Genomic DNA, 13,449 nt, shown 5'->3' on the forward strand with positions numbered 1-13,449 from the left:
CTCTCCGTGAACAACAGACGCGATCCGGGGTGGCATCATCCACACCCGGGGCCATGTAACGTTTCGATTTACTGCGGCGCGTTGGCGTCGAGTTCCTGCTTCTTCACCTTGCCGGTGGCCGTCATCGGCAGCGCGTCGATGATGCGGATCTCAGGCACCTTGTAGACGGCCATTCGTTCGGCACACCACGCCTGCAGTTCGGCTGGCGTGATGGTGCCCCTCTCTTCGGGCTTGAGCTGGATGAAGGCAACGGGCACTTGCCCCTTGCTGGCATCTTCGCGACCGACCACGCCCGATCCGAGAACCTTCGGATGCTGACCGAGCAGCGCCTCGATCTCCGGCGGGAATACGCTCATGCCCTTGACTTTCAGCATCTCTTTGCGACGACCGAGGAAATGCAGGAAGCCGTCGGTATCGATGGTGCCGATATCACCCGTCCGCAGCCAGCCATCGATCAACGACTCCGCTGTTGCTTCCGGCTTATTCCAGTAGCTCTTTAGCAGCGATGGTGTCCGCACGCGGATCTCGCCCTCGCCACCGAGCGGCACGAGTTCACCTGTCTCGAAATCGGTGATCTTGAACTCGGCGCCGGGCACCGGGAGCCCAACGAAGATCGGCTGTGACAGAAGATCGAAATCATCATCCTGGAAGCCAGCCGTCAGGGTGTTGGAGGTATGGGTCTCGGTCATTCCCCACGAGGCTTCGGTCAGGATCGTGCCGGTGAGATCCTTCCAGCGCTTGCGATAGGCCGGATTGAGCTTTTTCACGAAGGACACGACGCGCACCTGATCGAGCGACGACAGGTCGAATTCCCCGAACCGCGGATGATCCATCAGCTCGACGGCACCATCGACCGGCATCGCAGTGACATTGACCTTGTAGCGGTCGATTGCCGACAGTGCCCCGATCGCATCCCAGCGCGCCAGCAGGACGAGCGTTGCGCCCGTAAACATCGGGAAGATCAGGCCGAAATTCTCACCGGCAATCCAGAACTCTGGAAAGAACGACAGAAAGACGCTGTTTTCATTGGCGACGACAGAGATGCCGTGATTGGCGGCAGCCGTATAGACCATATCGCGCTGGGTGTGCACGCACCCCTTCGGCATGCCGGTGGTGCCACCGGTGTAATTCAGCGCGGCGATATCATCGAGTCCGGCGGGCGGCAGCGGCTTTGGCACGGGCAGCGCAGCCAGCGCCGGCAGCAGATCGGTCGCACCGGAGATGGCAATGCGCGGCGCACTGATCGAATCTGGGACGGGAATGGTCGGCTTGGCCGGAAGCACATCCGCAAAACTGGTAACTATCACTTCGCGCAGCTTGGACTCGCTTCGTACCTGGTCGACCACAGGCGCCAATTGATCCAGCGCCACGATGACTTCGGCGTCGGTATCATTCAATTCGTAGGACAATTCGAACGCGCGCGACAGGGGGCTGACGGGGACGTGGATAGCGCCAAGCTTGAGGATGCCGAAGAATACGATATGGAATTGTGGGCAGTTCGGCAGGAACACCGCGACACGGTCGCCCTTGCGGACGCCCTTCTCCATCAGCAACGCCGCGAAGCGATCACTCTGCGCGTCGAGTTCGGCATAGGTGGTGACGTGACCATAAAAGATCACCGCAGGCTTTTCAGGATTACGCTTGGCCCACGCGCGCAAATATTCGGTTAGCGCGATTTCGCCATGCAGATATTGCGGCTTGTTCGGCGTGCCTTTCGGCCAGGCCTTAGCCCACAGCTCGTGCAGCCTGGCGAGATATTCCGTTTCTTTGGCGCTTGCGGTCATCACCGTCGTCCTTGTTCTTGGTCTTGGTCAGTTGCGTTTCATGGTCGGATCGAGCGCGACGCGCAGCGATTCACCCAATGTGTTGAAGGCCAGTGCGGTGAACAGGATCGCGAGGCCGGGCGGATACATCTGCTCGGGCGCGATTTCCATGTTCTGATAGGCGCGCGCCAGCATCGAACCCCAGCTCGGATCCGGCGGCTGAATGCCGAGGCCTAGGAAGCTGAGGCTCGCTTCCGCCAGGAGCGCCGCGGCCAGCAACAGCGTGACCTGCACGATGACGGGCTGGATCGCGTTCGGCAGCACGTGGCGCCACAGGATGCGTGGCGTTGATCCGCCGAAACAGCGCGCGGCATCGACATAAAGCTCATTGCGCACCACCAGCGTGCGCGCACGGACGAGGCGCGCTAGCTGCGGCGAAAACACGATGCCAACCGAGATCATACCGTTGGTGAGGCCGATGCCGAGCGCACCTGTCACGGCGATCGCCAGCACGATGGCCGGGAACGACAGGAAGCTGTCGATAACACGGCTGATCACCGTATCGACCCAGCCGCCAAGATAGCCGGCGAGAATGCCGACAGGCACGCCGATCAGAACGGCGATCGTGACCGCAAGGAAGCTCGCATAGAGCGACGCCATACCGCCATAGATCAGGCGGCTGAGCGTATCGCGACCGAGATCGTCAGCGCCCAGCCAATGTTGAGTCGACATGGTCGCCAACGCCGCGTCGAGATCCTGTGCGGCCGGCGCATATGGCGAGATCCACGGGCCGAGGACCGAGATCGTGAACAGCGCGACGAGGAAAGTCAGGCTGAAAGCGCCGCGTAGATCACTGACGAACCAGCGTACAAAACCCGAGAAACGTCCCGGCCGGCGCTCGGGCGCCATCACAGCATCCGTCATGATGAAATCCTCGGATCGAGGACGCTGTACAGAATGTCTGTGAGCAGATTGAGCGTGACGACAATCAGGACCATGGTGAACACCACGCCCTGCACCACCGGGAAATCGCGGTTCATCGCGCCGTTGACGATCAACCCGCCCATGCCGGGAATCGCGAACACGGCCTCGACCACGACGGTCGCCGCGAGCAGGCGGTTCGCGAGCAGGCTGACGACGGTGAGCAGATTGACGCTGACATTCTTCAAACCATGACGCCACAGGATCGACGATGGCGGCAACCCCTTGGCGTGCAGCGTGCGAACCTGTTGCGACGACAGTATCTCGACGAGTGACGACCGCAATTGCCGCGCCACCTCGGCAATGCCGCCGGACGCGAGCGCCACCGCCGGCAGGATGGCATGACTGAGCGACGCCCACGGATCTTTCATGAGCGATACCGCACCCGTGGCCGGCAGCCAATTGAGCTGCAGCGAGAAGAACGCCACCAGCAGCATGCCGAGCCAGAAATTCGGCACGGCGACACCGAGCGAGGCAATCGCCATGACGAAGCCGTCGATCCACGAGCCGGGCTTGGTTGCCGCGGCAATGCCCAGGGGGATACCGACCAACATCGCCATGAACAGCGCGAGTGCGACGATCAGCAGGGTATGCGGCAGGCAGCGCTGGATCGAGGTCAGCACCGCTTCGTTGGAGATCAGTGAACTCGAGAGATCGCCATGCGCCGCCTTCCAGAGCCATGAGCCATATTGCAGCAGGAACGGCTGGTTCAGACCATAGAGCTCGCGGATTTCGGCGATCCGCTGCTCCGACGCATTGTCGCCAGCAAGCGTCACCGCAACATCGCCCGGCACCAGCTTGAGCAGGCCGAACACGATGAAGGTCGACAGCACCACCACCGGGATTGCCTGCAGCAGGCGACGACCGATGATGCGGAGGCGTCCGGAATTCAACATGCGCAATTTACACCAGTTAAGGGCGCCGCGATGATCGCGGCGCCGGTTTCTGTGTCGGGCGGATTAGCCGAGCGAGATGTTTTCGAATTTCGGCTTGCCGAGCAGATTGGGCCTGAAGCCCTTCACCTTGGCGGACAGCGCATCGAGTTCGAACTGGAATGCGAGCGGTGCCGACAGAGCGTTCTCCACCGTGAATTTCTGGATCTTGGCGAACACTTCGGCGCGCTTGGCGAGGTCTTCGCTGACACGGCTCTCCTGGATCAACTTCGACAACTCCGGCTCACCGCTGCGGCCCGCATTGTAATAAGCGCCTTTGTCGAAGCTCAGCCCGTAGGTCATGCTCGGATCCGGACGCCCGGTCCATGCCGAGACAAGAAGGTCGAACTTTTTCTCGGTGGCAAAGAACTGCGCGCTGATTTCGGCGATGGTGCCGCGGGTGAATTTCAGGCGGATACCAGCCTTGCCGAGCTGATCCTGGATCACCTCGCCACGCCGCACGGAATCCTGATCCATATAGCCGCCTATGGTCAGTTCAAGACCATCCTTGTAGCCGGCCTCGGCGAGCAGCTGCTTCGCTTTCTCCGTGTTGTTGGGATACATCCCCGCGACGTCCTTGTTGAACGCCCAGTGCGAGCTCGGCAGCGTCATGCGCGCCGGTTCGCCAAGGCCGTTGAGCGCCGCCTTGACGAAAGCATCGCGGTCGAGCGCGAAGTTGATCGCCTGACGGACCTTGACGTTGTCGAGCGGTGCGCGGCCGTAATTGATGTAGACCTGAATGCAATACAATGTCGGCGAGCTGACGGTTTCCAGATTCTTGGCGCGCTCGATCACCGGCTTCAATCGCGCCGGCAGCTGGAACGCCATATCGTTCTGGCCAGCGACGACCGAACGCAAGGCGGTGGCATTTTCCGGAATGATGTTGAATTCGATGCCGTCCAGATAAGGTCGGCCCTGACGCCAGTATTGGTCATGGCGCGCCACGACGATGATCTCGTTGTCGTTCCAGCGCACGAACTTCCATGGGCCAGCGCCGACCGGCTTGCGATCGGTCTCATTGCCGAGCGCTTTGATATTGGTCGGCGACACCATCATGCCAGCACGGTCCGACAGAATGGCCGGCAGTGCCGTGTCCGGATTCTTAAGCTTCAGCGTGACCTGCAGCGGACCGGTCACCTCAACCGCTTCCACGCTGGAGAGATCGGGCTTGACGTTGGAGCGCTGATCGGTGCGGTTGCGCTCGAGGTTGAATTTGACGGCCTCGGCATCCATCGGTGTGCCATCGTGGAATTTGATGCCGGCGCTGATGTCGAGCACCATGGTCTTCGGATCGGGGAACGCCCATTTCGCCATGCCCGGCTTCGGCTTCAGCGTCTCGTAGTCCCACTCCACCAGCGTGTCATACATGGTCCACAGAATGCTGTGGTCGGAGCCGGCGCCGCCGGTGGCCGGATCGAGCGACGACGGATTGGCCGGCGCGGCGACCTTCAGCACGCCGCCCTTCTTGGCCTCTTGCGCCCAGGCCGGCAGGCCGAGTGCGCCGGTCACGGCAGCGCCGCCCATCAGCGCCAGAATGTCACGACGACGCAATGTTTGCTTGCCCAGATCAATTGTCTTCATTTGAAAATCCTCCCGTTGATTATGATGCGCGTTGCGCTTTTTGATTATCTGGCGGTGGCCCGTCCACCGTGGCGAAATGGCAGGCCACGCGGTGTCCCGGCTTCACGTCGCGCCAGGCCGGCACTTCTTTGACGCAACGTGGTTGCACCGACGGGCAGCGCGTGCGGAAACGGCACCCCGACGGCGGCGCCACCGGGCTCGGAATTTCACCTTCGAGAATGATGCGGCGGTCGACCCGCAAATGCGACGGCAATGGGATCGGCTCGGCCGATAGCAGCGCGCGCGTATAGGGATGCAGTGGCCGCTCGACCACGTCCTCGGTCGGACCGAGCTCCATCAGCTTGCCGAGATAGGTGACGGCGATGCGGTCGGAGATGTGCGAGACCACCGAGATGTCATGGGTGATAAACACATAGGTCAGGCCGAATTCGCGCTGCAAGTCAGCAAAAAGATTGAGCACGTCGCCGCGGATGGAGACGTCGAGCGCTGCCACCACCTCGTCGCAAACGATGACCTTGGGCCGCAACGTCAGCACGCGCGCGATGTTAACGCGCTGCTTCTGGCCGCCGGACAGCTGATGCGGATAGCGATCGGCGGCTTCGGCGGCAAGGCCGACGCGCTCCAGCACCTCGATGCCACGGCGATGGCGCGAGGCATGATCGCCTTCGCCCATGATCTCCAGCGGCTCGACCACGCTGTCGATGATCGTCATGCGCGGATTGAGCGCGGCATTCGGATCCTGGAAGATAATCTGGTAATCGCGGCGGTGCTTGCGGAATGCGCTTGTGCTGAGGGCAGCCGGATCGGTGCCGTCATGCAGAATTTGGCCGTGGCTCGGCGGCAGCAGCGACACCAGCGCACGGCCGAGCGTGGTCTTGCCCGAGCCAGACTCGCCGATAATGCCGAAGGTCTCGCCAGCGCGGACCTCGAAATCCATGCCGTCGATCGCCTTGACTGTGTCGCAGCCATCGCGGGTCGGAAACAGGATCCGCAAGTCACGCACTGCGAGAATGCCGCTGTCGCTACTATGGTTCTGCGCGGAAGACATCAATTCACCGCCCCCGGCAGCACGAGTTCGGGAGCACGCCAGCAGCGTGCAGTACGACCGCTTTCGATCTCGATCATCGGCTGACTCCGCTCGCAGCCCGCCACGGCATGCGTGCAACGTGATCGGAAGCGGCAGCCGGCCGGCATCGCATTGGGCGACGGTACGCGGCCGGGGATCGAGGCCAGCACACCGCGGTGCGGGCTGAGGCTAGGCAGCGAGCGCAGCAGTCCGGATGTATAGGGATGACGCGGCCGCGTCAGCACGTCGTCCACCGGCGCGTCCTCGACGACCTCACCGGCATACATGGTGATCATGCGGGTGCAGGTTTCGGCGACGACGCCAAGGTCATGGGTAATGAAGATCAATGCCGTGCCGGTGCGCTCGCTCAACGAACGCAAGAGATCGGTGATCTGCGCCTGCACGGTCACATCGAGCGCTGTGGTGGGCTCGTCGGCCACAAGCAACTTCGGCTTGCAGATCAACGCCATGGCGATCATCACGCGCTGGCGCATGCCGCCCGAGAGTTGATGCGGATATTCGTCGCAGCGCCGCTCCGGCGCGGGGATACCGACTTCACGCAACGCAGCGATGGCGCGCTCGCGCCCCTCCGCGCGACTGACCGGAAAATGGATGCGATAGGCTTCGCTGATCTGATCGCCGACCGTGAAGACAGGATCGAGCGCGCTCATCGGCTCCTGAAAAATCATCGCGATCTCACGGCCGCGCACGGCGCGCATGCGCCGCGGCGACAGCGTGGCCAGATTGGTCCCGTTGAACAGGATATCGCCTTGGATCCGCGCCGATTGCGGCGGCAGCAGGCGCAGTAGCGACAGACCAGTGACGGTCTTGCCACAGCCGCTCTCTCCGACCAGACCGACGCGCTCGCCCGGCGCGATGGTGAAATTTACGTTCCGGGTGATCGGCAATGCGCCACGCGCCGTCGCGAATGACAGCGAGAGATCGCGTACTTCCAGCAGCGGCTGCGGCGAAACGCCCGCGTCGGGCATTCCAGCAACGCGCGTTACCGTGGGAGCGGAGATGTCGATCGCACCTGTCATTGCGCTTCGCCAGCCAGAACACGACCAATGACGCCGCGCCTCATCCGCTGCTGCAGGGTTTGCCGGTGCTGCACTTGCACATACGGATGAAAGCCGCAGACGCGTGTCTGTTGGGCTGTTGTCAGTCGGACATGCGCCGACGCAAACAGAGCCGCCATGTTCACCTCCCTTGCCATCCCTGTTCTGCAGATCTTGCATCGGGACGTTCCATCGCGGTCCGACTTGAGCCGGTATGTATTGAAGCGACAGTAACCCAATGAAAGGTCATCGACTGTCAATTGTCAACAGTTGACTTCTGCGGTAGACAGGACCGTATGACGCGGCAAGCGTGCATCGACAGGAGGCAGCCATGGCAGCGACACTTCGCAGGCCATTCAACGATAACCAGCACGACGTCGAACGGAGATTTGCACCGCGTACGATCCCCGACCAGGTTGCGGAGGAACTCGGTGCCGAAATCGTCTCCGGCCGTCGCAAAGCGGGCGAGCGTCTTGTCGAACTCGACCTGGCGCGCGATTTCGGCGTCAGCCGTGGCCCAATCCGTGAAGCGATCCGCATTCTCGAGCGCCGGCGCCTGGTCGACATCTTTCCGCGGCGCGGCGCCTATATCAGACCGCTGTCACTCAAATCGGTGGCTGACCTGTTTAATGTCCGCACCGCACTGTCGATGCTGGCGGTGCGCACCATGGCGACCACGCCGGTCGAAAGCTTCATCGACACACTGGCGCGCCGCTGCGACGAGTTGAGAGTCGCAGTCGAGGTCGATGATCCAATGGCTTTCGCACACACCACGACGCGCGCGGTAAAGACCATTGCGCGCGGCTCGGGCAACGAACTGCTCGTCGAACTGCTCACCGACCTTGCCAATCAAACCGTATGGGAAACCATATGGAAGACGCCGCTGGACTATCAGACCCGCGACATCCGCCGACTCAGCGCCGACCTGATGGCGTCGACATTGAAGGCGATCCGGCAGCGCAAGCCGAATGCCGCTGTCACACATCTCGGTCAGCTTCTGGAAAGTGATCGCGACCGCGCCTTGTCCACCCTATCGCGCATTCGCGGAGAGACATTCGACCTGAGTGCGCTAACACATAGCGATGGGCACGATATTATGCCGGCGGACATTGCGCCCGCTCCGCGCGGGTGAAATTCGACGGGGCGGCAGGCTCAAACGGCAGCGACCGCAATTCATCAACGCAAAACGTAACAGGCAATTGGAGAAGGGCTGGTGCTCGCCGTCAAGCCGAAGGCGCCGCTTTCGCCGGAGATCGTCGCCGCGGCCAGGTATTTGCGATATCACGAGAGACCGAAGCCGACGCAGATCGAAGAGCTGCGCAGGGAGCTCCGTACTGTCGTCGAGGTGTTCGGCAAGATGCAGTCCACCCTGCGTCGCAGGCAACCGGGTGACGATCAGATCGCTGCCGACTGCACAACTGGAAACGATAAGCCGACAATGATGAAGGCCGCCTGACAGCCCAATCCACTGCTCTTGCTGCTCCACTGAACCCGAGCCGCGCTATCTGCGACTAATCAGTATGCCACATGCCCTGACACGCGCCTGGACGAGATTGATGGACTGGATCGAGAATGCCGTCCACTTCGCGGACTGGCTGACGGACGACCCATCCCCGACCAACAAATTTCTGGAAGAGCCGCCAATTAAGGAACGAGCCACACCGGACAAACGCTCGACACGCTAGCGCGCGACGTCACACGGATTTCAGTTGACCGAGACCGATCGCCGGCCGCGGGAGCCGCGCCAGCTTGCTGGCGCATAGGGCAGCGCCGTGTATGCCGATGAGCGCCTCACCGGTGCGGCGCCACGCGACACGCGGTTCTTCGGCGCAAACATCCATCCGATCAGGCCAAGCGTCGTTTTGCACGCCGTCGCGGGCGTCGACGCTGCAATCGATGTCGCCTTCAATCCAAATTGTCTGGGCATTCAAACCTCCATCCCGGAATTCCGATTACGCCAAAAGGGCGCTCCGAATCCCAGCCGAGATTGAATTTATACACCGCGAATCTTGTGGCGCACTTGCGCTGCATCAAGTCACCAATCAGTGCAGAACGGCGTGCACCATCTGCTCATCGGACGGACGTGCGGCCATCTGCGCACGCAGCTCGGCCAGTTCGGTCTCGAGCTGCTGGTTGACGAGAATGAGCGCAGCAACGGTGCCACGGGTGTCGCCGTGGCAGGCGGCGATGAGATCGTCGACTTCTGCGTCCAGCTTGGTCATTGAAAAAATCTCCTGCCGCGCTTTCGGTTGCCTTCAATAATCGGCTAAGCGTTGCGTCAATATTAAACGATACCGGAGTCCTCGGCGTCATCGCCAACGTGCATGAGTACCGGTTAAGAGCGCCTTTCCGGGCTCAAAGAATCCACAAGCGACTTTCTGCGATGGGTTCGAGCGACCCGCTTCAATCACCGCGCTGCAACCGCGCGTTGATCGCAAAATCACCTGTTTCTGATTAGTCATAGTCCGCAAAAGCGGCTACCGCCGCCAGGCCGATCACGATGCAAATTCAAGGACATGCCAATGATGAACGATGGTCGCCCGTTCGGGCTTTATATCAATGGCCGGTTTCAGCCAGCCTCGACCGGCCGCACCATCAGGATCGAGAACCCGAAGGACTGCAGCCATCTGGCCGATGTCGCCGAGGGGGACGAAAAGGATATCGATCTGGCCATCGACGCCGCCGAACGCGCCGGCAAAATCTGGGCGGCGACACCGGGCGCGGTGCGCGGCGACATCATGCACCGGGCCGGCGAATTGCTGGCCAAAAAGCTCCCCGAACTAGTGACCATCGAGGTCGACCAGATCGGCCGCGCCCGCCGCGAAATGACCGCCCAGCTAGGCCGGCTGCCGGAATGGTTTCGCTATTTCGGCGCTCTGGCGCGCACCCACGAGGACACCGTGCCGCCGTTCGGTGGCAATTTCCTGAATTATACCCGCCGGGTGCCGCTCGGCGTCGTCGGCCATGTGACGCCATGGAATCATCCGTTGCTGATCCTCACCAAGAAGATCGCACCGTCGATGGCGGCGGGCAATACGATGGTGGTGAAGCCCAGCGAACTGGCGCCGATCACGCCGCTGCTGCTCGGCGATATCTTCAAGGAAGCCGGCGTTCCTGACGGCGTCTATAATGTCGTGCCCGGCTATGGAGCCACCGCCGGCAAGGCTCTGACCACCAGCAAGCGTATCAAGAAGATCGACCTCACCGGCGGCACCGAGACCGGCAAGATGGTCGCTTCACTGGCCGGTGCCAACCTCACCAAGGTGGCCGCCGAGCTCGGCGGGAAGGCTGCAGTTATCCTGTTCGACGACACCTCGATCGAGCGCGGCGTGGCGGCCGCACTGTTCGCGTCCTTCATCGCCACCGGCCAGACTTGCGTGCAGGGCGCGCGCCTGCTGGTGCAGCGTTCGGTGCATGATGCCGTCGTCGCAGAGCTGGTGCGCCGAACCAATATGATCCGCATCGGCGATCCGCAGGACATGGCGACGCAGATGGGCCCTCTGGTGTCGGCGAAGCAGCGCGAGCTGACCGAGCGCTACGTCAAGATCGGACTCGAGGAAGGCGCGACGCTCGCCGCCGGCGGCAAGCGACCGGACGGCAAGGCCTTCGAGAGCGGCTACTATCATCAACCGACCATCTTCACTGGCGTGACCGGTAATATGCGGATCGCGCAGGAAGAGATCTTCGGGCCCGTGGTCGTCGTCATTCCGTTCGATACCGAAGAGGAAGCGATCGCGCTGTCCAACGGCACCGAATTCGGGCTGGCGACCTCGATCTGGACCCGCGACGTCACCCGCGCCCACCGTGTGGCGCATCGGCTAGAGAGCGGCATCGTCTGGATCAACGACCACCACCGCATCGACCCCTGCTCGCCCTGGGGCGGCTTCAAGATGAGCGGCATCGGCCGCGAAAACGGCATTGTCGCCTATGAGGAATACACCCAGATCCAGAACGTGATCGTCAATCTCTCGGATGAGACCTTCGACTGGTATGCCGAGGACGGCAAGGAGAAGCGGTATAGCTAGGCGCTTCGTTTCATTGGACAGGCAAGACGCCCCTCCACTCAGTCGTCATACGCGGGCTTGACCCGCGTATCCATCCTCGCCCAACGCTCGAACATGCGGCCTGAAGTTGGATTGCCGGGTCAAGCCCGGCAATGACGTGAGGAGGGGTGCGAGCGCATCACCATTGATTCTAGCTTTCTAAATCCAATCCTAGCCGAATCCCGCCACGGCATGCGGTACATAGGGCGCTTCGAGCGAGGCGATCTCCTCATGCGTCAGCTTCAACGACAGCGCCGCCACCGCATCGGTCAGATGCGCCGGCTTCGATGCACCGATGATCGGCGACGTGATGCCTTGTTTCTGCAGCAGCCAGGCCATCGCGACCTGTGCCTGCGGTACTCCGCGGACCTTGGCGACCGAGGCCACCTGCTCGACGATCTTGCGATCGGACTCCTCGGACTGCACATAGAGCGTCTTGCCGAATTCATCGGTATTTTGACGCTCGCTGGTCTCGTCCCAGGCCCGCGTCAGGCGCCCGCGCGCCAGCGGGCTCCACGGCATAACCGCGATCTTCTGGTCCGCGCAGAGCGGCAGCATCTCGCGCTCTTCCTCGCGGTTCAGCAGATTGACATGGTTCTGCATGCTGACAAATTCAGTCCAGCCGTTCAGCCGCGACGTATACAGCGCCTTGGAGAACTGCCATGCATACATGCTGGACGCGCCGATATAGCGGACCTTGCCGGCTTTCACTACATCATGGAGTGCTTCCAGCGTCTCCTCGATGGGCGTGTTCTTGTCGAGACGATGGATCTGATAGAGATCGATATAGTCGGTGCCGAGCCGGCGCAGGCTGTGATCGACCTCGGTCATGATCGCCTTACGCGACAGGCCCATGCCGTTCGGGCCCTTGCGCATGCGGTTATAGACCTTGGTCGCGAGCACCACGTCGTCGCGCCTTGCAAAATCCCTCAGCGCGCGACCGACGATCTCTTCCGAGGTGCCATCCGAATAGACATTCGCCGTGTCGAAGAAATTGATGCCGAGCTCAATCGCCTGCTTGATCAGCGGCCGGCTCTTGTCCTCGTCCAGCGTCCATGCATGCGCGCCGCGATCGGAGACGCCATAGGTCATGCAGCCCAGACACAGACGCGAGACGTCCAGGCCGGTGTTTCCAAATTTCACGTAATCCACTGCGTTTCTCCCTTGTTGTTCTATTTGTGTTTCACGAATTCGGCGAAGGCATCGGCATAATCGGGATGCCAGCGCGACAGCGCCGGTCGATTTTCCACGACGTCGCCGATGGCCCACAACATGCGGCGTTCGTCGAGTGCGCGCGGCACGTCGTTGTCCGGACACAGGATATAGAAGTCGCCGGCGTCGAGTCGTTGCATCATGAAGTCCACGGTCTGCTCGGCTGTCCACGCTGCATCCGGCTTCTCGCTGCGCCCGCCAGCTGCGAGCGGCGTGAAGACAAAGCCGGGGATCAGCAGATGGGCGGAGACCTGACATCCCTCGGTGTTGCGCAGCTCGTGCGCCAGCGCTTCGGTATAGGCTTTCACGCCGGCCTTGGAGACATTGTAGGCGGGATTGCCGGGCGGCGTTGTAATGCCCTGCTTGGAGCCCGTATTGATGATCAGGCCCGGCCGCTTGCGCGCGATCATGTCCACAGCGAAGGCCTGACAACCATTGACGATGCCCCACAGATTGACGCCGAGCAGCCGCTCCCAATTCTCGCGCGGACCGAGCGCCGAGGTCGGCACCTGAATGCCGGCATTGTTCATCAGCACATCGCAGCTGCCGAAACGGGCCTGCACATCGGCCGCGAGGCCGGTCATCGCGGCGACATCACTGACATCGACCGCGGCTGTCATCACATCGTCACGTCCGCCGCGCGCCACGCTGGCGATTTTGCCGGCCGCGTCCGTCAGGCGATCCTCACCGAGATCGACAATGCAAATGCGCAGGCCCAGCCGCGTAAAGGCCGTCGCCGCGGCAAGGCCGATGCCCGAGGCGCCTCCGGTGATGACGGCAACAGAACCTGGGGACAGAGCGGGATGGGACATG

General features: G+C 61.9%; 13 protein-coding genes. 3 read left to right on the forward strand and 10 right to left on the reverse strand.

All coding sequences use genetic code 11. The annotated features are described in order from the left end of the window. Positions 1 to 68 precede the first annotated feature (68 nt). The 6 genes from AB8A23_RS27150 to AB8A23_RS27175 form a co-directional block, all read right to left on the reverse strand. On the reverse strand, positions 69 to 1,784 hold the full coding sequence (locus AB8A23_RS27150; protein WP_439057566.1) for an AMP-binding protein: 1,716 nt from the start codon (positions 1,782 to 1,784) through the stop codon (positions 69 to 71). A gap of 27 nt (positions 1,785 to 1,811) precedes the next feature. Beyond that, a complete protein-coding gene (locus AB8A23_RS27155) occupies positions 1,812 to 2,687 on the reverse strand; it encodes an ABC transporter permease (RefSeq protein ID WP_120288836.1) in 876 nt (291 codons plus the stop codon). Next, positions 2,684 to 3,640 carry an ABC transporter permease gene (locus AB8A23_RS27160; RefSeq protein WP_068737345.1) on the reverse strand — a complete coding sequence of 319 codons (957 nt, stop codon included), beginning with the start codon at positions 3,638 to 3,640 and terminating at the stop codon, positions 2,684 to 2,686. The genes AB8A23_RS27155 and AB8A23_RS27160 overlap by 4 nt, the downstream gene beginning before the upstream one ends. Positions 3,641 to 3,703: 63 nt before the next feature. Continuing rightward, positions 3,704 to 5,257 (reverse strand): ABC transporter substrate-binding protein, encoded by a 1,554-nt coding sequence (locus AB8A23_RS27165; RefSeq protein ID WP_439057565.1) that lies wholly within the window; start codon positions 5,255 to 5,257, stop codon positions 3,704 to 3,706. 19 nt (positions 5,258 to 5,276) lie between these two features. Next, positions 5,277 to 6,305 (reverse strand): ABC transporter ATP-binding protein, encoded by a 1,029-nt coding sequence (locus AB8A23_RS27170; RefSeq protein ID WP_439057564.1) that lies wholly within the window; start codon positions 6,303 to 6,305, stop codon positions 5,277 to 5,279. After that, positions 6,305 to 7,363, reverse strand: coding sequence for an ABC transporter ATP-binding protein (locus AB8A23_RS27175; RefSeq protein WP_439057563.1), 1,059 nt, complete (start codon positions 7,361 to 7,363; stop codon positions 6,305 to 6,307). Before AB8A23_RS27175 ends, AB8A23_RS27170 begins: the two co-directional genes overlap by 1 nt. A gap of 349 nt (positions 7,364 to 7,712) precedes the next feature. On the opposite strand from AB8A23_RS27175, the gene AB8A23_RS27180 reads away from it, so the two are divergent. Together AB8A23_RS27180 and AB8A23_RS27185 are read left to right on the forward strand one after the other, a co-directional pair. After that, positions 7,713 to 8,513 (forward strand): GntR family transcriptional regulator, encoded by an 801-nt coding sequence (locus AB8A23_RS27180; RefSeq protein ID WP_184514378.1) that lies wholly within the window; start codon positions 7,713 to 7,715, stop codon positions 8,511 to 8,513. 81 nt (positions 8,514 to 8,594) lie between these two features. Beyond that, positions 8,595 to 8,837 (forward strand): hypothetical protein, encoded by a 243-nt coding sequence (locus AB8A23_RS27185; protein ID WP_439057562.1) that lies wholly within the window; start codon positions 8,595 to 8,597, stop codon positions 8,835 to 8,837. A 249-nt stretch (positions 8,838 to 9,086) separates the two neighbouring features. Here the strand turns inward: AB8A23_RS27185 and AB8A23_RS27190 are convergent, their stop codons facing one another. Then, entirely contained in the window at positions 9,087 to 9,308 is a 222-nt protein-coding gene (locus tag AB8A23_RS27190; protein ID WP_139285954.1) for a hypothetical protein, read from the reverse strand. Between the two features lie 115 nt (positions 9,309 to 9,423). Further along, the gene (locus tag AB8A23_RS27195) at positions 9,424 to 9,603 is read right to left on the reverse strand and encodes a hypothetical protein (protein WP_439057561.1); all 180 of its coding nucleotides are present in this window, start codon (positions 9,601 to 9,603) and stop codon (positions 9,424 to 9,426) included. A 300-nt stretch (positions 9,604 to 9,903) separates the two neighbouring features. On the opposite strand from AB8A23_RS27195, the gene AB8A23_RS27200 reads away from it, so the two are divergent. Continuing rightward, the gene (locus tag AB8A23_RS27200) at positions 9,904 to 11,406 is read left to right on the forward strand and encodes an aldehyde dehydrogenase (protein ID WP_439057560.1); all 1,503 of its coding nucleotides are present in this window, start codon (positions 9,904 to 9,906) and stop codon (positions 11,404 to 11,406) included. A 189-nt stretch (positions 11,407 to 11,595) separates the two neighbouring features. Here AB8A23_RS27200 and AB8A23_RS27205 read toward each other — a convergent pair whose 3' ends face one another. Both AB8A23_RS27205 and AB8A23_RS27210 read right to left on the reverse strand, forming a co-directional pair. Beyond that, positions 11,596 to 12,576, reverse strand: coding sequence for an aldo/keto reductase (locus tag AB8A23_RS27205; RefSeq protein WP_439057559.1), 981 nt, complete (start codon positions 12,574 to 12,576; stop codon positions 11,596 to 11,598). Between the two features lie 20 nt (positions 12,577 to 12,596). Further along, complete coding sequence (locus AB8A23_RS27210) at positions 12,597 to 13,448, reverse strand: SDR family NAD(P)-dependent oxidoreductase (protein WP_439057558.1); 852 nt, start codon at positions 13,446 to 13,448, stop codon at positions 12,597 to 12,599. Between the last annotated feature and the right edge of the window lies 1 nt (position 13,449).

Source organism: Tardiphaga sp. 619_E2_N8_4 (assembly GCF_051810905.1).
GTDB lineage: Bacteria > Pseudomonadota > Alphaproteobacteria > Rhizobiales > Xanthobacteraceae > Tardiphaga > Tardiphaga robiniae.